Genomic DNA, 21,186 nt, shown 5'->3' on the forward strand with positions numbered 1-21,186 from the left:
GGGCCATGGCCAAGGGCTCCAAGTTCGGCCGCAAGGAGGCCGAAGACGCCTGGCAGAACGCCGAAGTGGCGGCGTTGTTCCGCCTGGCCAATGCCGGTGTGCGGGTGCCCAAGCCTTATGATTTTCTCGATGGTGTGCTGCTCATGGAACTGGTGGCCGACGAGTACGGTGATGCCGCGCCACGCCTGAACGACGTGCACCTGGAGCCTGAACAGGCGCGGGAGTACCACACCTTCGTGATCCGCCAGATCGTGCTGATGCTCTGCACCGGCCTGGTCCATGGCGACCTCTCGGAGTTCAACGTACTGCTCGGGCCCGACGGCCCGGTGATCATCGACCTGCCGCAAGCGGTCGATGCCGCGGGCAACAACCATGCGTTCAGCATGCTCGAGCGCGATGTCGGCAACATGGCCGCCTACTTCGGGCGCTTTGCCCCGGAGCTCAAGCAGACGCGTTACGCCCGCGAGATGTGGGCGCTGTACCAGGCCGGCAACTTGCTCCCGGAAAGCCCGCTGACCGGGGTATTCGCCGATGATGAGCACAGCGCCGACGTTGATGGGGTGATGCGCGAGATCGACGCGGCACGCATCGATGAAGCCCGTCGACGTGCGGCCAAGGCCGACGCCGAACGGGGCATGGTCAAGGACGAAGAACCGGCGCCGCCCTGGCTCCAGTAAACGCCGTCAGTGACAGCAACTGCCGCCGGCTGCCAGGTCCTTGAGGATCGGGCAGTCCGGGCGGTCGTCGCCCTGGCAGTGGGCAACCAGCTCGCTCAAGGTGTCACGCAAGCTCACCAGCTCCTCGATGCGCCGGTTGAGGTCATCGATATGCTGGCTGGCCAAGGCCTTGACGTCGGCGCTGGCGCGCTGACGGTCCTGCCACAAGGTCAGCAGGCGGGCGACTTCTTCCAGTGAAAACCCCAGGTCCCGCGAGCGCTTGATGAATGCCAGCTGGTGCAGGTCTTCCTGCTGGTACAGGCGATAGCCGCTGTCGCTGCGCAAGGCCGGCTTGAGCAGGCCGATCGACTCATAGTAGCGGATCATCTTCGCGCTCAGGCCCGAGCGGCGGGCGGCTTGGCCGATATTCATTGGGCATCGTCCTCAGGCGGGGTGGCCGGTTTCCAGGTTTTCAGCAATAGCGCGTTGCTGACCACGCTGACACTCGACAGGGCCATGGCGGCGCCGGCCAGCACCGGGTTGAGCATGCCGAAGGCGGCCAGGGGAATGCCGATCAGGTTGTAGATAAACGCCCAGAACAGGTTCTGGCGAATCTTGGCGTAGGTCTTGCGGCTGATCTCCAGGGCTGCCGGCACCAGGCGCGGATCGCCGCGCATCAGGGTGATTCCGGCTGCCTGCATGGCCACGTCGGTGCCGCCGCCCATGGCGATGCCGATGTCCGCAGCGGCCAGTGCCGGGGCATCGTTGATCCCGTCGCCGACCATCGCCACTACGCCGGACTGCTTGAGCGCGGCAACGGTGGCGGCCTTGTCGGCGGGCAGTACCTCGGCGTACACGTCGGTGATGCCTAGGGCTTCACCCACCACCTTGGCGCTGCCGCGGTTGTCGCCGGTCAGCAGGTGGCTGCTGATGCCTTGTCCGGCCAGTTGCCGGACCGCTTGCCCGGCGCCAGGTTTGAGGCTGTCACCAAATGCGAACAGGCCCAGCACCCGCGCCTGCGGGCTGCGTTCGATCAACCACGACAGGGTGCGGCCTTCGGCTTCCCAAGCCTGGGCGCTGGCGGCCAGCTCGCCGGGTTGCAGGCCGCTTTCATCCAGCAGGCGACGGTTGCCCAGGGCCAGTTCGCGGCCATCGAGGCTGCCGGCGATACCGCGGCCGGTCAGCGACTGGCTGTTGCTGATAGCGGCCACAGGCAGGCCTTGTTCTTCACAGGCATCCAGCACCGCCTTGGCCAGCGGATGTTCGCTGCCGCGCTGCAGGGCGCCGGCCAGTTGCAGCAGGTGCGCCTGCTCGCCCACCAGTGCCCGGCTGTGGACGATGCGCGGGCTGCCGGAAGTGAGGGTGCCGGTTTTGTCGAATACCACGCGGTTGACCGCATAGGCACGTTCCAGGGCTTCGGCATCCTTGATCAGGATGCCGTGGCGGGCGGCGACACCGGTGCCGGCCATGATCGCCGTCGGTGTAGCCAGGCCCAGGGCACATGGGCAGGCGATCACCAGCACGGCAACGGCGTTGATCAGTGCGTACTCCATCGGCGCGCCATCGAGCAACCAACCAACCAGGGTGATCAGCGCCAGGACCAGTACGGCCGGTACGAACACCTGGCTGACCCGGTCTACCAGTTTCTGGATCGGCGCCTTGGCAGCCTGGGCGTCTTCGACCAGACGGATGATACGCGCCAGCACGGTTTCTGTGCCCAGAGCCAGGGTGCGGACCAGCAGGCGGCCTTCACCGTTGATCGCGCCGCCGGTGACCTTGTCGCCCGGCTGTTTCGGTACCGGCAGGCTTTCGCCGCTGATCAGTGCTTCGTCGGCGTGGCTCAGGCCTTCGATCACTTCACCGTCGACCGGGAAGCGTTCGCCAGGCTTGACCAGCACCAGGTCATGCAGGCGCAGTTCGCTGATGGCGACATCGCGCTCCTGGCCGTCGACCAGCAACAGCGCGCGTTCCGGGCGCAAGGCTTCCAGCGCGCGGATGGCGCTGGCGGTTTGCCGTTTGGCGCGGCTTTCCAGGTACTTGCCGAGCAGGATCAGGGCAATCACCACGGCCGAGGCCTCGAAGTACAAGTGCGGAACAATGCCGTCCCTGGTCGTGACCCATTGGTAGATACTCAGGCCGTAGCCGGCGCTGGTGCCGATTGCGACCAGCAGGTCCATGTTGCCGGCGCCGGCGCGCACGGCTTTCCACGCGGCGACATAAAAACGCGCACCGAGAATGAACTGCACCGGCGTGGCCAGGACGAACTGCACCCAGGCCGGCAGCATCCAGTGGATGCCAAAGGGTTGCAGTAGCATCGGCAGCACCAGCGGCAAGGCCAGCAACACCGCCAGGGCCACCGACCAACGCTCTTTGCGCAGTCGCTGTTCGGCCTCGGCCTGGTTGACCTTGGCGCTCTGCGGCAAGCTGGCGGTGTAACCGGCCTGGCTGACGGCGTCGATCAGCACGCTGCTGTCGATCTGGCCAAACAGCTGCAAGTGCGCGCGTTCGTTGGCCAGGTTGACGGTCACCTGCTGCACGCCCGGAACCTTGGCCAGGGCACGTTCGACGCGGCCGGCACAGGAGGCGCAAGTCATGCCGCCGATCTGCAGTTCGAGGGTCTGGGATGGCACGCTGTAGCCGGCTTGCTCAACAGCTTCGACCAGCGCTGGCAGGCTATCGGCCGGGGCCTGGACCCGGGCCTGTTCGGTGGCCAGGTTGACACTGACCTGTTCGGCGCCGACGACCTTGCGCAGGGCGCGCTCGACCCGGCCAGCACAGCTGGCGCAGGTCATGCCGGCAATCGGCAGGTCGAACGTGGTAGATGCGGACATGGGGCACTCCTCCTTGGACAGGCCTCAAGCATCAACCTTGCCATGCGGGGAAGGTCAATAGCCCAGGCCGGCCCTGATCAGCTTGAGGCCATTCTGATCCACGGCAATGCGGTATTTATTGATCTCACCGGCCCTCAGGGTCAGCTTTTGGTTGCGCTGGTTCTCCAGGCCGTTCTGGCACCCGGGGGCCTGTGCCGGCAGCAGGCGCAGGCGCACCGCGACCTGGCCCGGCGGCAGGTTGAACGAGGTCGACTGCTCCTGAAACAGCCGCGCCGAAAGCTGGTCATCGAGGTACACGCCGATCTCGCACGAGGTCGCCACTTCCAGGCGCTCGCGGGAAATGGTCAGAATGCTGTAGTCGGCATTGCCCTCGGCACTGGCCGGGGGGATCAGGCTCAATGCTCCCATCAGGCCGAAAAGGCCCAAAGCTGCCCTGCGCATGAATTCAAACTCCTGCAAATCGATTCTAAGGCTTGCAGCTTGGCGGAGCGGCGCGCCGATTTCCAGCCCGGCAGGCAATCCTCGTACTTGACCTTGCCCCGGTGGCAAGCTTGAGACTGCGCTCAAACCCCACAGGAGGCTGTTGCAATGCAAGTATTCACTGTTCAAGGAATGACCTGCGGCCATTGCGTCAAGGCTGTCACTCGCGCGGTTCAGGCCCAGGATGCAGACGCCAGGGTTGAGGTCGATCTGGGTCAGAAGCAGGTAAAAGTGCAGAGCGAGTTGCCGGCCGAGGAAATTCTCTCGGCGATTCGCGAAGAGGGCTACACGGCTGAAGCCGTCTGACCTCTGACGCCCGCGCGGTGGATAAAAGATTCATCGCGCAGGCGTAACTCTGTCAGCGAAACCCCGGCAGGGCGGTTAGACTAGCGGACTTGCTTAGCCTGCTACGGATTTCCGATGAACCTGCGAACCATCCTGATTCTCGGCGCCTTGAGTGCGTTCGGGCCCCTGGCGATCGACTTCTACCTGCCCGGTTTCCCGGCCATGGCGCTGGCCTTCGGCACCGACGAGAAGCATATCCAGACCACCCTCGCGGCGTACTTTCTCGGCCTGTCGATTGGCCAGCTGGCCTATGGACCAGTGGCCGACCGCTTTGGCCGGCGCATTCCGCTGCTGGTCGGGGTGACGCTATTTACCGTGGCGTCGCTGGCCTGTGCCTTTGCCCCGAGCCTCGACACGTTGATCGTGGCGCGCTTCGTCCAGGCCCTTGGTGGTTGCGCCGGGATGGTGCTGTCGCGAGCGATTGTCAGCGACAAGTGCGATGCGGTAGGGTCGGCCAAAGTCTTTTCGCAACTGATGCTGGTCATGGGCCTGGCGCCGATCCTGGCACCGATGCTCGGTGGCCTGATGGTCAACCTGTACGGTTGGCAGTCGATCTTTATCGCCCTGACCCTGTTCAGTGCCCTGTGCACCCTGGCCGTGGCGCTCGGCCTGCCGGAAAGCCTGCCGGCCAACCAGCCGCGCCAGCCGTTGTCCGGTGCCTTGCGCCAGTACGGGAGGCTGTTCAAGGAGCGCATCTTCCTCGGCCACGCCTTGACCGGTGGCATCGCCATTGCCGGGATGTTTGCCTACATCGCCGGTTCGCCGTTCGTCTTCATCAAACTCTATGGCGTGCCGGCCGAGCACTATGGCTGGCTGTTCGGCAGTAACGCCGCAGGGTTCATCCTGGTGGCGCAGGTCAACGCGCGGCTGCTGGCCAAGCGTGGCCCGGCCTTCCTGCTGGCGCGTGCGGTATGGGTTTACCTGGCGGCGGGGCTGACCCTGCTGGGGATCAGCGCATTGCACCCGACGGCGTTGTGGCCGTTGTTGATTCCGCTGTTCATCTGTATTGCCAGCCTGGGCTGCATCATCCCCAACGCCTCGGCCTGTGCCATGAGCGGGCAGGGCGCCCGGGCCGGCAGCGCTTCAGCACTGCTGGGTTGCCTGCAGTTCAGCGTGGCCGCCGGTGCCGCGGCGCTGGTGGGGGTGCTGCACGATGGCACGGCGGTGCCGATGGCCATCGTCATCAGCTTGTGCGGCCTGGCGGTGGTGAGCGTGGCGATGCTGACCCGGCGCTTGACTCTCAGCCGCTGCGTTTGAGCGGGTGCGGGGCCTGGAGCCGGGCTTGCAGGGTGTTGACGAAGGCGCGGGCCTCGGCCTCGCTGCGAAAGCTCACCACATGCTGGTCGAGCTGAACCTGCCATGGGCAGCCGGGCTTTTTTGCTGATGCACTGACCTGGATATTCATATCTGCATACCTGAGGTTGGCGTTGGCTGATGCATTGTAGCGCTGGCCACGGGGAGCGGAATGACCTGGGTCAGTTGTCGGACTGACGGTCGCGTGCGCCGCGAAAACGCGGCGGGCGCGGGGTTTCAGAAACCTTCGAGAACGATCTTGCCCTTGGCTGCGCCGCTTTCCAGCAGGGCATGGGCGCGGCGCAAGTTGGCGGCATTGATGGTGCCGAAGTGCTCGCCGAGGGTGGTCTTGAGGGTGCCGTTATCGATCAGTTCGGCAACCCGCTCGAGCAGGTTGTGCTGCTCGATCATGTCGGCGGTTTCGAACAGCGAGCGGGTGTACATGAACTCCCAGTGCAGCGACAGGCTCTTGCGCTTGAGCTTGGTGACGTCCAACTGCTTGGGGTCATCGATCAGTGCCAGTTTGCCTTGTGGCGCCAGGGCTTCGACCAGTTGATCGAGGTGCTGGTCAGTCTGGGTCAGGCTGGCGACATGGGTGACCTGCTCGATGCCCTGAGCCTTGAGCGCGGCAGCCAGCGGCTGGCTGTGATCGACCACCTGATCGGCGCCCAGCTTGCGCACCCAGTCCTGGGTTTGTGGGCGCGAGGCGCTGCCGATCACGGTGAGACCGGTCAGCGTGCTCGCCAGTTGGGTGAGGATCGAGCCGACACCGCCGGCGGCGCCGACGATCAGCAGGCTCTGGCCCTGGTCCTGCTGGCCTTCGGCGATTTGCAGACGTTCGAACAACAGCTCCCAGGCCGTGATAGCCGTCAAAGGCAGCGCCGCAGCCTCGGCAAAGCCCAGGGTTTTCGGCATGTGCCCGACGATTCGTTCATCCACCACGTGCAGTTCACTGTTGCCGCCAGCACGGGCGATGGAGCCGGCGTAGTAAACCTTGTCGCCCGGCTGGAACAGGCTGACCTCGCGCCCCACCGCCTTGACCACCCCGGCCACGTCCCAGCCCAGCACCTTGGCGGCGCCGCCTTCTGGCGACACGTTCTGGCGAACCTTGGTATCGACCGGGTTCACCGAGATCGCCCGCACCGCCACCAGCAGGTCGCGTGGGCCTGGCTCGGGGGCTGGCAGTTCGATGTCCTGCAGGGCTGCCGGGTCGGTGATGGGCAGGGAGTGATAGTAGGCAATGGCTTTCATGGGGTGGTCCTTGGCAGATAGGGCGTGACCCCATGATTGGCGCTTTCACTTGTCGTTAAAAGCCGATAAAACTACAGAATCTTTCAATATTTTTTTGATAATGGCGAGTGTCTCGGATGCGTATCGATGATCTGCAGTTGTTCGTTCGTGCCGCCGAGCTGGGCAGCCTGTCTGCGGCCGCACGCTTGCTTGACCTGTCACCGGCAGTGGCCAGTGCTTCGCTCAAACGTCTGGAGCAGCAGTTGGGCGTGCGCTTGCTGGCGCGCTCGACCCGCAATCTGCGCCTGACCGCCGAGGGTGAGGGGTACTTGCAGCATGCCCGTTCCGCCCTGGCGAGCCTGGAGGAGGGGCAGCGAGTCCTGGCCCATGGGCAGGATCAGGTCAGCGGTACCCTGCTGTTGTCGGCGCCCTCGGATTTTGGTCGTAACGTACTCTTGCCGTGGCTCGACGAGCTGCAGGATGAACACCCGCAGCTTAACGTGCGCTTGCTGCTGGGCGATCGCAACGCCGACCTGTTTCGCCAGGCGGCGGACATCGCCCTGCGCTATGGCGCCCCGGAAGACTCCAGTCTGGTGGCCTTGCCGTTGTGCCCGGATAACCGCCGGGTGCTGTGTGCATCACCTGCCTACCTGGCCCGCCACGGTGAGCCGGCCGAAGTGGCGCAACTGGCCGAGCACAATTGCCTGCTGTATCAGTTGGGCAGCCGTGTGCATGACCATTGGCGCTTTGGCGAGGGCGCCAGTGAGGTCGGTGTGAGCGTCAACGGTGATCGTTTTTGTGATGATGCCGATGTGGTCCGGCGCTGGGCACTGGCCGGTGTCGGTATTGCTTACAAGTCCTGGCTGGATGTGGCCAACGATGTGCAGGCCGGACGCCTCAAGTTGCTAATGCCACAACTGCGTGGTGAAGCGGCGCCCCTGAACCTGATGTGCACCCACCGGGCGCAGTTGGGCAAACCCGTGCAGTTATTGCGAAATATGCTTCGAGCGCGTTGTCAGATAATGCTCGAGAAACTGCTGGGTTAAACTGCCCAAGAAGTTGCTATTACGTGACACTCCTACATGACTAGCATGCAATTCTTGTGAGTTTCAGCATAATTTGTTGTAGGTTTTATCGGGCGATTTGAACTTGATAATAATCCGTCAATTGCTAGCAAGATATGTAACATGGGGGTTGGGGTGTTCATGTCCAAACGTATCTTCAGTCTTGTGCCTGGTGGCCATTGCTGAGGTTGCCAATACCTTGGAAATCGACCGGATTACGTTGGCGCAACGCGGCTTATAATGGATCCAGCAGTCATTTCCAGCGAGAGATACTTCCATGTCCAGGTCGGCAAGTATTACCTCTCACTCAGACATCGCCTGGCCCTGGCCCGGGCTGACTGCCGGTGAGGTGCTTGACCGCAAGTAGCCTGAATAACTTTTGTATGTTCGTGTTGCAGGAGGAACACGATGACTTGATAACTTCCACTTCCTGCCTTTCTGGCATCGGACACCTCGCAGTAAATGCTGCCGACATGGTTAATCAATCGATATCAGACATGATCTCGCAGGGAGTTGAGATATGAAACCAGTAACGAGTATCAGCCAGATCGCCAGCTTGTTGGCAGACCCGAAACGCAGTGCGATGCTCTGGGCCTTGATCGATGGCATGGCGCGACCTTCCGATGAGCTCGCCAGCATGGCAGGGCTGACGCCTTCTTCGGCCTGCGCTCACCTGGCCAGGTTGTCGGCCAGTGGCTTGCTGAAGCTGGAACCGCGGGGGCGCAAACGTTATTTCAGGTTAGCCGCGCCGGAAGTTGGGGCGGCTGTCGAGGCGCTGGCCAGTGTCCAGGTCAAAACACCCGAAGACAGTCGCGAGCAGGAGGTGGGTGGCATTCCGTTGTCCATGCGCCGGGCACGGCTGTGTGGCGATCACCTGGGCGGCGAGCTGGCGGCCGATCTCTATCAGCGCCTGTTCGATGCCGGCTGGCTGGAGGGCAGCGAGCAGCACATCGACGTCACCCCGCACGGCCGCGCACAGTTCGCCGCTTACGGGATTTTCATCGAGGCCCTGGCCCAGCATCAACGTCGAAGCTTCAGCAGTTGCCGGTGCTGCAGCGAATGGAGCGATCACCGCCCACATCTGGGAGGCGCGCTGGGCAGCAGCCTGCTCAAGCTGTTTCTGCAGTCCGGCTGGATACGTGAGAGTGAAACATCGCGCATGTTGCAGATCAGCGCGACGGGTTTGGCACACATCAACCGCATAGCCCAGGTTCCAGTGCTGAAGACTGCCGGCTGAACCGAGGAGAGGCGCCTGCTTGGCAGGCGTCGTTGCGGCATTTGGCGAGGTCGCTGCTGACAACTCGCCCGAAGGCAGATGCCGTAACACTCGGGGTTGGCACAACTGCGGGGGATTCTTGCATGGCAGCTCAGGACTACAGTGCGGCGCAGCGTCTGGAACGCTTGCCGATCAGTGGTTACCACCGTCTGATTTTCATCATCATCGCCCTGGCGTTCTTCTTCGACTCCATGGACCTGGCGATGATGACCTTCCTGCTCGGCTCGATCAAAGCCGAGTTCGGCTTGAGCACGGCCCAGGCCGGGTTACTGGCCAGTTCGAGCTTCTTCGGCATGGTGCTGGGCGCATCGCTGTCCGGAATGCTTGGTGACCGCTTCGGGCGCAAGCCGGTGTTCCAGTGGAGCATCGTGCTCTGGGGCCTGGCCAGTTACCTGTGCTCGACCGCGCAGTCGGTCGAAACCCTGACGTTGTATCGAGTACTGCTGGGGATCGGCATGGGCATGGAGTTTCCGATTGCCCAGTCGATGCTTTCGGAGCTGATTCCGGCCAAGCGCCGCGGCCGCTACATTGCCCTGATGGATGGTTTCTGGCCCCTGGGTTTCGTGGCCGCCGGCGTGCTGTCGTATTTTCTGCTGCCGCTGATTGGCTGGCGCGACATCTTCCTGGTGCTCGCGGTGCCTGCGGTGTTCGTTTTGGCCATTCGCTTTTTTCTGCCCGAATCGCCGCGCTGGCTCGAGCAATCCGGTCGTCTGCTGGAGGCTGATACGGTGCTACGTGGCATCGAGGCAAAGGTGATGAATTCGCTGGGGCTGCAGCAATTACCCGTACCGGTGCCATTGGCACGAACGGCGCCGCAGACACCGGGCTTTTTCTCGGCGTTCGTTGAGCTCTGGTCGACGCAGTACCGTCGCCGCACCCTGATGATCTGGAGTGTCTGGTTCTTTGCCTTGCTGGGCTTCTACGGTCTGACCTCGTGGCTCAGCGCGTTGCTGCAGCAGTCAGGTTTCGCTGTTACCCAGTCGGTGTACTACACCGTGCTGATTTCCCTGGGCGGGATTCCCGGGTTTCTCGTCGCGGCCTGGCTGGTGGAGGTGTGGGGGCGCAAGCCGACCTGCGTGATGACCTTGCTGGGTGGTGGTGTCATGGCCTACCTGTACGGGCAAAGTGCGGTGTTTGGCGGGCAGGTGGAGCTGTTGATCGGCACGGGGCTGCTGATGCAGTTTTTTCTGTTCGGGATGTGGGCAGTGCTCTACACCTACACTCCCGAGCTCTATCCCACTTCGGCGCGGGCTACCGGTTCGGGGTTTGCCTCGGCGGTCGGGCGTATCGGTTCGCTGCTCGGGCCGATGGTCACCGGCTTGCTGTTTCCGTTGGCCGGGCAGGGCGGGGTGTTTGCCCTGGGGGCACTGTGCTTTGCCGTGGCGGCGCTGGTGGTTGGGGTGTTCGGGGTCGAGACCCGCGGTAAGACCCTGGAGGAGCTGAGCGAGATTCAGGATTAACCTGTAGGAGCGGGCTTGCCCCGCGATCGAGCGCTACCCGATGTGCAGGCTGCACTGGCCTCATCGCGGGTCAAGCCCGCTCCTACAGGTCCAGCTCCAATGTCAGGGTTTGACCAACCGCGCATCCAGGCTGTTCTGCGCCAGGCGCCGCGCCTGGTCTTGGGTCATGCCCAGGTGCTCATGCAGGGCCTGGAAGTTCTCGGTGACGTAACCCCCGAAGTACGCCGGGTCATCGGAGTTGACCGTGACCTTCACGCCACGCTCGAGCATGTCGAGGATGTTGTGCTGGCTCATGTGCTCGAACACGCACAGCTTGGTGTTGGACAGCGGGCAGACGGTCAGCGGGATCTGCTCGTCGATGATCCGCTGCATCAGGCGCTCGTCTTCGATGGCGCGTACGCCATGGTCGATACGCTGGATCTTCAGCAGGTCGATGGCCTCCCAGATGTATTCGGGCGGGCCTTCTTCGCCAGCGTGGGCAACGGTCAGGAAGCCTTCGCTACGGGCCCGGTCGAACACCCGCTGGAACTTGCTCGGCGGGTGGCCCATCTCCGAGCTGTCGAGGCCGACGGCAATGAAGGCATCACGAAACGGCATGGCCTGGTCGAGGGTCTTGTGGGCTTGCTCTTCACTGAGGTGGCGCAGGAAACTGAGGATCAGGCCGCTGCTGATGCCCAGTTGCTGCTGGCCATCCTTGAGTGCCGCTCTGATGCCATTGACCACAACCTCGAAAGGGATGCCGCGATCGGTATGGGTCTGCGGGTCGAAGAACGGCTCGGTGTGAATCACGTTCTGCGCCTTGCAACGCTGCAGGTAAGCCCAGGTCAGGTCGTAGAAGTCCTGCTCGGTACGCAGCACATCGGCGCCCTGGTAGTAGAGGTCGAGAAACTCTTGCAGGTTGTTGAACGCATAGGCGCTGCGCAGGGCTTCGACATCGTTCCAGGGCAGGGCAATCTTGTTGCGCTCGGCCAGGGCGAACAGCAACTCGGGCTCCAGCGATCCTTCCAGGTGCAGGTGCAATTCTGCCTTGGGCAGAGCGTTAAGCCAGTCGTACATAGTGGTGGAATCTCATCAGGTGCGGTTGCCGCCATTCTACAGAGGTTGCGCTGTCTACGCGGAGAAAGCTGACCAGGCGGTTCCTGCGGGTAACCTTCAACGATGGCGAAACCAACGCGATCGAGGGCATGATCCTCTTCGTGCGCTTCGCCACCGTCATCATGTTGGCATTGCTGCCTTTGAGCTATCAGCCCGCGATCAGTTGTGCGGCGGCCTGACGGTGATCAGCGATCAGCGCCTGGACATCCAGCCCCTCGATCTGGCCATCGACAACCCGCCACTGGCCGCCGACCATGACCCGGTCGGCGCGGTCGGCGCCGCACAGCAGTAGGGCCGAGAGCGGGTCGTGGCTGCCGGAGAAGCGCAGCTCGTCGAGTTTGAACAGGGCCAGATCAGCCTGTTTGCCCACCGCCAGCTCGCCGATGTCGGTACGCCCGAGCAACTGCGCCGAGCCGCGGGTGGCCCAGCCCAAAACCAGTTCCGGCGTAATCGCTTCGGCGCCGTAGCGCAGCCGTTGCAGGTACAGGGCCTGGCGCGCTTCGAGGATCATGTTGGAGGCATCGTTGGAGGCCGAACCGTCCACGCCCAGACCCACCGGCGCCCCGGCCCGGGTCAGTTCCAGGGTTGGGCAGATGCCCGAGGCCAGGCGCATGTTCGAGCTTGGGCAATGGCAGATGCCGGTGCCGGCGGCGCCCAGGCGGGCGATCTCGTCCGGATTGAAATGGATGCCATGAGCCAGCCAGGTGCGCGGGCCGAGCCAGCCGACACTGTCGAGGTAATCGACCGTGCGCAGGCCGAAGCGCTGCAGGCAGAAGTCTTCTTCGTCGAGGGTTTCGGCCAGGTGAGTGTGCAGGCGCACGTCCAGCGCTTCGGCCAGATCGGCGCTGGCGCGCATGATTTGCGGCGTGACCGAGAACGGCGAGCAGGGCGCCAGGGCGATCTGGACCTGCGCACCGTCACCACGCTCATGGTAGCTGTGGATAAGTCGCTGGCTGTCCGCCAGGATCACTTCGCCCTGTTGCACCGTCTGTTGCGGCGGCAGGCCGCCGTCGGCTTCGCCCAGGCTCATGGAGCCGCGGGTGAGCATGGCGCGCATGCCCAGTTTGCGTACCGCTTCGACTTGCACGTCGATGGCGTTTTCCAGGCCATCGGGGAACAGGTAATGGTGGTCGGCGGCGGTGGTGCAGCCCGACAGCAACAGCTCGGCCAGGGCCACGCGGGTCGCCAGTTCAAGCTTGGCCGGGGTCAGCCGGGCCCAGACCGGGTAAAGGGTTTTCAGCCAGGGGAACAATGGCTGGTTGACCACCGGCGCCCAGGCGCGGGTCAGGGTCTGGTAGAAGTGGTGGTGGGTGTTGATAAGTCCTGGCAACACCACGTGTTCACGGGCATCGAAGACTTGTCCACAGGGGCTGCCCGGGCTTTGCCCCAGGCCAAGTACTTGCTGGATACGGCCGTCTTCAATCACCAGGCCGCCACGGGCGTCGAGGCTGTTGGCTGTGAAGATGGCGAGGGGGTTTTTCAACCAGATGCGGGTCGCAGGCATGGTGCCGGCTCCTCTGAAAGTGGGTTCAGGTTAGCCAGCTCAGTGTTGCCCTGTCTGCTGATCCAGGTCCGCCGCGGTGGGCGAGGTGTCGAGTCTACACCCACCGCGCGGGGTTTCACCAGATCAGGCTTTCGCCCTTGTAATTGATGAATTGCAGGCCGCCTTTGCCACTGTGGGCGTGAACCTGATCGACCATGCCGCGGGTGCTGGTTGGCACATCGATGTCGGCGCCTTCACCGCCCATGTCGGTCTTTACCCAGCCCGGGTGCATGGCCAGCACGGTCAGTTGCGGTTCGCCGAGTTGCACCACGAAGCTGTTGATCATCGAGTTCAGTGCGGCCTTACTGGCCTTGTACAGGCACAGTTCCGGCGCATCGGGAATGCTCACGCTGCCCAGCACCGAACTCATGAAGGCGATCACCCCGGTGTCTTTGCGCAGTTGCGGGGCGAAACGCTGGGCCACACGAATCGGCGCCACGCTGTTGGTCATGAACAGTTCGCCGACGTCAGCGAGCCTGGCCTGTTCCGGGTTCTGCTCCTCCGGGCCCTTGACCCCGGCGTTGACGAACAGCAGGTCGAAGGTGTGTGCAGCGAGACGTTCCTGCAGTGCATCGAGCTGGCGGGCGTTGTTCATCTCAAGGGTTTGCACCTGCACCCGGGGCAGGGTGCTCAGGGCTTCGGCCTTGGCCAGGTCGCGGACAGTGGCAACCACATTCCAGCCATCTTCCACCAGGCGCTGCACCAGGCCAAGGCCCAGGCCGCGCGAGGCGCCGATGATCAGGGCGGTCTTGTTCGTGGACATAGGGAACTCCTTTCAAGGGGGCATCAATCGTTGATCAAAGAATAACCAGTCTAGCCAAGCCGTGGCCCAGCAAGCCGTTGGCGCAGGGGTGCACGGCTTATCCACAGTTTGCTCCACAGTATTTGTGTGCAAGCGTGAACGCTGGACACAAGCCTGTCAGGGCCGCTGTGCCCTGGCAATAACTGGGGATAACTCGCTGATTTTTCGACAGTTGAAGCACTGTCATCAGATCTTGATCAAAATATGATCGTTCTTCTGCAGGCCCCGTGGTTAAAGGCTCACAGCCGAATGCTCAGAGCTTATCCACAGCCGGGCCCACAGTGAATGTGGGCAAATGTTCAGGCGCGTTCCAGCAGGATTCGGCCACGGCTGAGGTCGGCCAGCTGACGCTGCAGCACTTCGATCTGTTCTTCGCCAAGGGCCAGGCGCAGGTCGACGCCATTGGCGGTGAACTGTTCGTCCAGTACCAGGCCATCGGCCTCGGCCACGCGCAGCTTGAGCAGCGCCAGTTCGCTGAAACTGCAGCTGCAGGTCAGTTCGCTGCGGCTGACCAGCAAGCGTTTTTCTGCTTGCTGCAGGCATTTATTGGCGCCACCGCCGTAGGCACGAGCCAGGCCGCCGGTGCCCAGTTGGATGCCGCCGTACCAGCGGATCACCAGCACCACCACCTGGTCGCAGTCCTGGGCCTCGATTGCAGCCAGGATCGGCCGCCCAGCGGTGCCGCCGGGTTCGCCGTCGTCGCTGCTGCGGTATTGTCCGCCGAGTTTCCAGGCCCAGCAATTGTGGGTGGCAGCGAGGTCGCTATGGGTTTCGATGAAGCTCATGGCGTCGGCCGGGCTGCTGATCGGCGCAGCCAGGGTGATGAAACGGCTCTTGCGAATCTCTTCGCGAAACTCGCAGGTGTCGAGCAGGGTAAAAGGCATAAGGCAGGTTCAGTCGCGAGGTGTCAGGCCACAGCCTTTGAGAATGATGTGGATAAGATTGTTGCTGGCGTCTTCCATGTCCTGCTTGGTCAGGCGGCTGCGGCCGGTGACCTGGCAGATCTGGGTGGCGAAGTCGGCATAGTGCTGGGTGCTGCCCCACAGCAGGAAAATCAGGTGCACCGGGTCGACCGGGTCCATCTTGCCGGCGTCGATCCAGGCCTGGAACACCGCGGCACGGCCCTTGAACCAGGCGCGGTAGTCTTCGCTGAAATAATCGCTCAGGCACTGCCCGCCGCTGATGATCTCCATGGCGAAGATCCGTGATGCCTGCGGGTTGCGCCGGGAGAATTCCATTTTGGTGCGGATGTAGCTGCTCAATGCCTGGGCCGGATCATCGTCGACGGTCAAGGCGTTGAAGGTGCTGTCCCACAGCTCGATGATGTTGCTCAACACCGCCACATACAGGCCAAGCTTGTTGGTGAAGTAGTAGTGCAGGTTGGCCTTGGGCAACCCGGCCTTGAGGGCGATGGTGTTCATGCTGGTGCCCTTGAAGCCGTGGCGGGCGAATTCGTCCTCGGCGGCCTGGATGATGGCCTGCTCGTTCTTCTGGCGAATGCGGCCGGCGGGCTTGCCCGAGACTTGGAGGCGATGCGCAGGGACTTCAAAGGTCATGAACGATTCCAGACAAGGCAATGGGTATCTCTTATGACTGGTTAACCTACCAGCATTAGCTCTCAGCGAGTAGCCGCCAGGCTTTCAAGGAAGCTTTCCAGTACCAGGTGCGGGCGTCGGCCTTTGCGCGTTACCCAGCACAGGCTCAGGTCGTAGAAGCGCTCGGCGGGCTTGAGCGCGCGCAAGCGGCCTTGCTGCACCCAGAACGTCGCGTAGTGGTCAGGCAGGTAGCCGATGTAGCGCCCGGTCAGAATCAGGAAGGCCATGCCTTCGCGGTCGGAGGCGCTGGCGGTGCAGTTCAGCGCCTGGTAATGGGCCTGGATATCGGCGGGCAGGCGGAAGGTCGGCGCGATGGCGTCCTGGCTGTTGAGACGCTCGTCGTCCAGTTGCCGATCGTCGGCATAGAACAGCGGATGGCCGACCGCGCAGTAGAGCAGCGAGCGTTCGCTGTACAGCGGCTGGTACTCAAGGCCCGACAGCGGGCTGGTCTGCGGCACCACGCCAACATGCAGGCTGCCATCGAGCACGCCCTGTTCGACCTGGCTGGGGGCGATCATGCGAATCTGGATGCGCACGTCCGGGCCGCGATCCTTGAGCTGGGCCAGGGCATGGGTAATGCGCATGTGCGGCAGGGTCACCAGGTTGTCGGTCAGGCCGATGTTCAGTTCGCCGCGCAAATGCTGGTGCAGGCCGTTGACCTCGGTGCGAAAGCTCTCCAGGGCGCTGAGCAACTGCAGCGCCGAGTGATACACCTCGCGGCCTTCTTCGGTCAGCGAGAAACCGGCGCGCCCGCGCTGGCACAGGCGCAGGCCCAAGCGCTGCTCAAGGTCGCTCATCTGCTGGCTGATGGCCGAACGGCCGATGCCCAGCACGTTCTCGGCAGCCGAAAAACCGCCGCACTCCACCACGCTGCGGTAGATCTTCAACAGGCGGATATCGAAATCGCTGACCTGGGCCAGGGGTTGTGGACGTTTCACGCGATGCCTCTGCGTTCAGGGACATGAAAGGCACACAACATACGCTGATCAGACATTCTCGCGCCAGCGACGGGCCTGAACGATCAGGGCCGGGGCGAAGTGCAACAGCAGCATTCGCACCAGGTGATGAGACAGCACGAACACCACATTCAGCCCGCCGCTGAAGGCGACGATGGCGATGGTTTCGATGGCGCCGGGCATGTAGGCCAGCCACAGGGTGAAGGGGTCGCTGCCCAGGACCTTGGCGGCCACTCCGGCAAAGGCTGCGGCGACCAGCAGCATCAAGCCCACGGACATCAGCCCGGCGCTGCCGTGACGGATGAGCTCCTTGAGGCTGATTTCCCTGAACCTGGCGCCGATCAGCACACCGAGGATCAGCGCGGCGAAGTCCACGCTCCAGCCGGGCATGTGAAAAGCCTGCAGCAAGCCAAGCTTTACATAGGCCGCCGTGGCGATGATCGCCGTGAGCATGAAGGGCGCGGGAACACCAAGCTTGAGCAGCAGGCGCCCCAGCAGGATGCACAGGGCAAGCAGCGATGCCAGGGTCAGCAACAGGCTCGGGGTGAGCGAGGCGCTCGCGACTGCAGGTGCATCGCTACCTGCGCGAATGCACAGGCTGACCAGCAGGGTGATCGACACCAGGCGCATCAGGTGCACGACGATCACCTTGCTGGAAGCCCGTTCCGACTCCAGCAAGTCGAACACCGCAGCCAGGGCGCCGGGGTAAACCGCCAGCAGCGAATCCTTGAGGCTCCAGCCGCAGCCCTTGAACAGCCACAGGCCGGCAACGCTGATCTGCGCACTCAGGCACAACAGCAGAAAACCCAGGCTCGGCAGGATGCTGGCCACTGTGGCGCTATCCCAGGCCTCGAACATCAGCCCGGTGGCGATACCCATGACCAGTTGCACATATTCCAGGCCAAAGCGCAGGTTGGGAGTAAAGCGCAGCCGGCTGACCAGCGTGGCACTGGCGACGATGGTGCCCAGCAGCAGCCCGTGAGGCACACCAGCAAACTGTACGGCGGCGCCAACCAGGGCGCAGATCATTAAACACAGGATGGTTTTCATGGTGGGCGTGCTTGCGCGTCCTGCGCCAAGTCTCCTGAAGGGGGCCGCCGGCATCATGCGCCTTGCCGGGATGCATGGAAACACTTTGTAACATCCTTGCGACTGCAAGTTTTGAATGAATGTTTAACTAAAGTTGATCTGAAGATTAGAAAAGCCAGGTTTTCCAAACTTTATGCTCATGCCAATTTAGCTGCAACAACACTTGTCGCTGCCCAATTGCCTTGCGAGGACTTGTCCGATGAATCTGCCTGAAAACGCTCCTGTCGGTCTGGCCAGCCAGCTCAAGCTGGACGCCCACTGGATGCCCTACACCGCCAACCGCAATTTTCAGCGCGATCCACGGCTGATCGTCGCCGCCGAAGGCAGCTACCTGACCGACGACAAGGGGCGCAAGATCTATGACGCGCTGTCCGGCCTGTGGACCTGCGGCGCCGGTCACACCCGCAAGCAGATCCAGGAGGCGGTCTCGCGCCAGTTGGGCGTGCTCGATTACTCGCCGGCCTTCCAGTTCGGTCACCCGCTGTCGTTCCAGCTGGCCGAGAAGATCACCGACCTGACCCCGGGCAACCTTAATCACGTCTTCTATACCAACTCCGGTTCCGAGTGCGCCGACACCGCGGTGAAGATGGTCCGTGCCTACTGGCGCCTGAAAGGCCAGGCCACCAAGACCAAGCTGATCGGCCGTGCCCGTGGCTATCACGGGGTGAACATCGCCGGCACCAGCCTGGGTGGCGTCAACGGTAACCGCAAGCTGTTCGGCCAGTTGCTCGACGTCGATCACCTTCCGCACACCCTGCTGCCGGGCAATGCCTTCACCAAGGGCATGCCGGAAGAGGGCGGTATCGCCCTGGCCGATGAAATGCTCAAACTGATCGAGCTGCACGATGCCTCGAACATCGCCGCGCTGATCGTCGAACCGCTGGCCGGTTCCGCCGGCGTGCTGCCGCCACCCAAGGGTTATCTGAAACGCCTGCGGGAAATCTGCGACCAGCACAACATCTTGCTGATCTTCGACGAAGTGATTACCGGCTTCGGCCGCATGGGTTCGATGTTCGGTGCCGATGCCTTCGGCGTTACCCCGGATTTGATGTGTATTGCCAAGCAGGTCACCAACGGCGCCATCCCGATGGGCGCGGTGATCGCCAGCAGCGAGATCTACCAGACCTTCATGAACCAGCCGACCCCGGAATACGCGGTGGAATTCCCCCACGGCTACACCTACTCGGCGCACCCGGTGGCCTGCGCCGCCGGTATCGCCGCGCTGGACCTGCTGGAGAAGGAAAACCTGGTACAGGCTGCCGCCGAACTGTCGCCGCACTTCGAGAAGGTGCTGCACGGGGTCAAGGGCGCGAAGAACATCATCGACATTCGTAACTACGGCCTGGCCGGGGCGATCCAGATTGCCGCCCGTGACGGCGATGCCATCGTGCGTCCGTACGAGATTGCCATGAAGCTGTGGAAAGCCGGCTTCTATGTGCGCTTCGGCGGCGACACCCTGCAGTTCGGCCCAACCTTCAACAGCCAGGCACAGGAACTGGATCGTCTGTTCGATGCGGTGGGTGAGGCCATCAACCAGGTCGATTGATCGTTCCTCTCTCTATATAAGAAGCGGGCGCGAGTGATCTCGCGCCCTGGCATACCCCCTTTCTGGAGTTCTGCATGAGCACTGTTCAACACCTGATCAATGGCGAACTGGTTGCTGCCGACGCGCGCACCGCCGATGTCTTCAACCCGTCCACTGGCCAGGCTATCCACAAGGTCGCCCTGGCCAGCAAGCAAACCGTGCAGCAAGCCATCGATTCGGCCAAGGCCGCGTTCCCGGCCTGGCGCAATACGCCGCCGGCCAAGCGCGCCCAGGTGATGTTCCGCTTCAAGCAATTGCTGGAGCTGAACGAGGCGCGTATCTCCCAACTGATCAGCGAAGAGCACGGCAAGACCCTGGAGGACGCCGCCGGTGAACTCAAGCGCGGCATCGAGAACGTCGAGTTCGCCTGCGCCGCCCCGGAAGTGCTCAAGGGCGAGTACAGCCGCAACGTCGGCCCGAACATCGATGCCTGGTCCGATTTCCAGCCGCTGGGCGTGGTGGCCGGTATCACCCCGTTCAACTTCCCGGCCATGGTGCCGCTGTGGATGTACCCACTGGCGATTGCCTGCGGTAACTGCTTCATCCTCAAACCGTCGGAGCGTGACCCGAGCTCGACTCTGCTGATAGCCCAGCTGCTGCACGAAGCCGGCCTGCCGAAAGGCGTGCTCAACGTGGTGCATGGTGACAAGGAAGCGGTTGATGCGCTGATCGAGGCGCCAGAGGTCAAGGCCCTGAGTTTCGTCGGTTCAACGCCGATTGCCGAATACATCTATGCCGAAGGCACCAAGCGCGGCAAACGCGTCCAGGCCCTGGGCGGGGCGAAAAACCACGCGGTGCTGATGCCTGATGCCGACCTGGACAATGCCGTCAGCGCGCTGATGGGCGCAGCGTACGGTTCTTGCGGTGAGCGGTGCATGGCAATCTCCGTGGCCGTATGCGTCGGCGACCAGGTGGCTGATGCACTGATCGCCAAGCTTGAGCCGCAGATCAAGGCGCTGAAGATTGGTGCCGGCACTTCCTGCGGCCTGGACATGGGCCCGCTGGTTACCGCAGCGGCCCGTGACAAGGTGGTTGGCTACATCGACCAAGGTGTGGCTGCTGGTGCGCAGTTGGTGGTCGACGGCCGTGGCTACCGGGTTGCCGGTAACGAAGACGGCTACTTTGTCGGCGGCACTCTGTTCGATCGCGTAACCCCCGAGATGAGCATCTATAAAGAAGAGATCTTCGGGCCGGTACTCTGCGTCGTGCGTGTGGACAGCCTGGAAGAGGCGATGCGCCTGATCAACGAACACGAGTACGGTAACGGCACCTGCATCTTTACCCGTGACGGTGAAGCGGCGCGCCTGTTCTGCGACGAAATCGAAGTGGGTATGGTCGGCGTCAACGTCCCGCTGCCGGTACCGGTGGCTTACCACAGCTTCGGTGGCTGGAAGCGTTCGCTGTTCGGCGACCTGCATGCTTATGGCCCGGATGGCGTGCGTTTCTACACGCGCCGCAAAGCCATTACCCAGCGCTGGCCACAACGTGCCAGCCATGAAGCTTCGCAGTTTGCCTTCCCGAGCCTCTAAGGCGTTAGCTGCAAGCTGCAAGTTGAGCGCGGTGCTAGCGCTTCTACTTGCAGCTTGAAGCTTGTGGCTTATAGCTAAAACGCCGCCGCTGAAACAAAGTTGAAATAAGTCCTTGACGCCCCTGTGGATCTGTCTATAATTCGCCCCACTTCCGGCGCAGTCGGAACTGAAAACTCCTTGAGTTTCAACGAGTTAGCAGTTTCAGGGCGTTCCGGAGGGGCTTCGATCGAAAGATCGACAGCGGTGAAAAAGGCAGTTGACAGCGGTTTGAAACGCTGTAGAATTCGCCTCCCGCTGACGAGAGATCGCAGCGAGTCAAGTGGTTGAGGTTGAAAGAGAAATTCTGAAAAACTTCAA

Annotated in this window: 20 protein-coding genes; 8 read left to right on the top strand and 12 right to left on the bottom strand. The window is 62.7% G+C overall.

Annotation, left to right across the window (positions count from 1 at the left end; genetic code table 11):
* Nucleotides 1-677, top strand: a 677-nt coding sequence (locus UW3_RS26645; RefSeq protein ID WP_010221737.1) for an RIO1 family regulatory kinase/ATPase domain-containing protein, incomplete at its 5' end; no start/stop codon positions are given.
* Nucleotides 678-683: 6 nt separating this feature from the next.
* Here the strand turns inward: UW3_RS26645 and cueR are convergent.
* Genes cueR through UW3_RS0107670 form a run of 3 tightly spaced genes read right to left on the bottom strand, consistent with a single transcriptional unit; the run spans nt 684 to nt 3,928 of the window.
* Nucleotides 684-1,088 carry a Cu(I)-responsive transcriptional regulator gene (gene cueR, locus UW3_RS0107660; protein WP_010221738.1) on the bottom strand — a complete coding sequence of 135 codons (405 nt, stop codon included), beginning with the start codon at nt 1,086-1,088 and terminating at the stop codon, nt 684-686.
* Nucleotides 1,085-3,487 carry a heavy metal translocating P-type ATPase gene (locus UW3_RS0107665; RefSeq protein WP_010221739.1) on the bottom strand — a complete coding sequence of 801 codons (2,403 nt, stop codon included), beginning with the start codon at nt 3,485-3,487 and terminating at the stop codon, nt 1,085-1,087. The genes cueR and UW3_RS0107665 overlap by 4 nt, the downstream gene beginning before the upstream one ends.
* A 54-nt stretch (nt 3,488-3,541) precedes the next feature.
* Nucleotides 3,542-3,928, bottom strand: a complete 387-nt coding sequence (locus UW3_RS0107670) for a hypothetical protein (protein ID WP_010221740.1) — start codon at nt 3,926-3,928, stop codon at nt 3,542-3,544.
* 147 nt (nt 3,929-4,075) lie between these two features.
* On the opposite strand from UW3_RS0107670, the gene UW3_RS0107675 reads away from it, so the two are divergent.
* Both UW3_RS0107675 and UW3_RS0107680 read left to right on the top strand, forming a co-directional pair.
* Entirely contained in the window at nt 4,076-4,273 is a 198-nt protein-coding gene (locus tag UW3_RS0107675; protein ID WP_010221741.1) for a heavy-metal-associated domain-containing protein, read from the top strand.
* A gap of 114 nt (nt 4,274-4,387) precedes the next feature.
* Complete coding sequence (locus UW3_RS0107680) at nt 4,388-5,569, top strand: multidrug effflux MFS transporter (RefSeq protein WP_010221742.1); 1,182 nt, start codon at nt 4,388-4,390, stop codon at nt 5,567-5,569.
* Here UW3_RS0107680 and UW3_RS28975 read toward each other — a convergent pair.
* Entirely contained in the window at nt 5,553-5,717 is a 165-nt protein-coding gene (locus UW3_RS28975) for a hypothetical protein (protein WP_010221743.1), read from the bottom strand. The genes UW3_RS0107680 and UW3_RS28975 overlap by 17 nt on opposite strands.
* 125 nt (nt 5,718-5,842) lie before the next feature.
* Entirely contained in the window at nt 5,843-6,856 is a 1,014-nt protein-coding gene (locus UW3_RS0107690; RefSeq protein ID WP_010221744.1) for a zinc-binding alcohol dehydrogenase family protein, read from the bottom strand.
* Nucleotides 6,857-6,972: 116 nt separating this feature from the next.
* On the opposite strand from UW3_RS0107690, the gene UW3_RS0107695 reads away from it, so the two are divergent.
* The 3 genes from UW3_RS0107695 (at nt 6,973) to UW3_RS0107705 (ending at nt 10,635) form a co-directional block, all read left to right on the top strand.
* Nucleotides 6,973-7,881 (top strand): LysR family transcriptional regulator, encoded by a 909-nt coding sequence (locus UW3_RS0107695; RefSeq protein ID WP_010221745.1) that lies wholly within the window; start codon nt 6,973-6,975, stop codon nt 7,879-7,881.
* A gap of 538 nt (nt 7,882-8,419) precedes the next feature.
* Nucleotides 8,420-9,136, top strand: a complete 717-nt coding sequence (locus UW3_RS0107700) for an ArsR/SmtB family transcription factor (RefSeq protein WP_010221746.1) — start codon at nt 8,420-8,422, stop codon at nt 9,134-9,136.
* 122 nt (nt 9,137-9,258) lie between these two features.
* Nucleotides 9,259-10,635 (top strand): MFS transporter, encoded by a 1,377-nt coding sequence (locus tag UW3_RS0107705; RefSeq protein ID WP_010221747.1) that lies wholly within the window; start codon nt 9,259-9,261, stop codon nt 10,633-10,635.
* Between the two features lie 102 nt (nt 10,636-10,737).
* On the opposite strand, the gene UW3_RS0107710 is transcribed toward UW3_RS0107705, so the two are convergent.
* The 7 genes from UW3_RS0107710 to UW3_RS0107740 all read right to left on the bottom strand — a co-directional run bounded on the left by UW3_RS0107710 (nt 10,738) and on the right by UW3_RS0107740 (nt 17,676).
* The gene (locus UW3_RS0107710; RefSeq protein WP_010221748.1) at nt 10,738-11,691 is read right to left on the bottom strand and encodes an adenosine deaminase; all 954 of its coding nucleotides are present in this window, start codon (nt 11,689-11,691) and stop codon (nt 10,738-10,740) included.
* A gap of 187 nt (nt 11,692-11,878) precedes the next feature.
* Nucleotides 11,879-13,234, bottom strand: a complete 1,356-nt coding sequence (locus tag UW3_RS0107715; protein WP_010221749.1) for an 8-oxoguanine deaminase — start codon at nt 13,232-13,234, stop codon at nt 11,879-11,881.
* 115 nt (nt 13,235-13,349) lie between these two features.
* On the bottom strand, nt 13,350-14,036 hold the full coding sequence (locus UW3_RS0107720) for an SDR family oxidoreductase (RefSeq protein WP_010221750.1): 687 nt from the start codon (nt 14,034-14,036) through the stop codon (nt 13,350-13,352).
* 338 nt (nt 14,037-14,374) lie between these two features.
* Nucleotides 14,375-14,959, bottom strand: a complete 585-nt coding sequence (locus UW3_RS0107725) for an IMPACT family protein (RefSeq protein WP_010221751.1) — start codon at nt 14,957-14,959, stop codon at nt 14,375-14,377.
* Between the two features lie 9 nt (nt 14,960-14,968).
* Nucleotides 14,969-15,631 (bottom strand): TetR/AcrR family transcriptional regulator, encoded by a 663-nt coding sequence (locus UW3_RS0107730; RefSeq protein WP_010221752.1) that lies wholly within the window; start codon nt 15,629-15,631, stop codon nt 14,969-14,971.
* A gap of 62 nt (nt 15,632-15,693) precedes the next feature.
* Entirely contained in the window at nt 15,694-16,608 is a 915-nt protein-coding gene (locus UW3_RS0107735; RefSeq protein WP_010221753.1) for a LysR family transcriptional regulator, read from the bottom strand.
* Between the two features lie 48 nt (nt 16,609-16,656).
* Nucleotides 16,657-17,676, bottom strand: a complete 1,020-nt coding sequence (locus UW3_RS0107740; RefSeq protein WP_010221754.1) for an AbrB family transcriptional regulator — start codon at nt 17,674-17,676, stop codon at nt 16,657-16,659.
* A gap of 238 nt (nt 17,677-17,914) precedes the next feature.
* On the opposite strand from UW3_RS0107740, the gene aptA reads away from it, so the two are divergent.
* Together aptA and UW3_RS0107755 are read left to right on the top strand one after the other, a co-directional pair.
* Nucleotides 17,915-19,261 carry an omega-aminotransferase AptA gene (gene aptA, locus UW3_RS0107750; RefSeq protein WP_010221755.1) on the top strand — a complete coding sequence of 449 codons (1,347 nt, stop codon included), beginning with the start codon at nt 17,915-17,917 and terminating at the stop codon, nt 19,259-19,261.
* Between the two features lie 74 nt (nt 19,262-19,335).
* Nucleotides 19,336-20,829: a CoA-acylating methylmalonate-semialdehyde dehydrogenase gene (locus tag UW3_RS0107755; RefSeq protein WP_010221756.1), complete on the top strand. Its 1,494-nt coding sequence runs from the start codon at nt 19,336-19,338 to the stop codon at nt 20,827-20,829.
* The last annotated feature ends 357 nt before the right edge of the window (nt 20,830-21,186 follow it).

The organism is Pseudomonas donghuensis (genome assembly GCF_000259195.1).
Taxonomy (GTDB): Bacteria; Pseudomonadota; Gammaproteobacteria; order Pseudomonadales; family Pseudomonadaceae; genus Aquipseudomonas; species Aquipseudomonas donghuensis.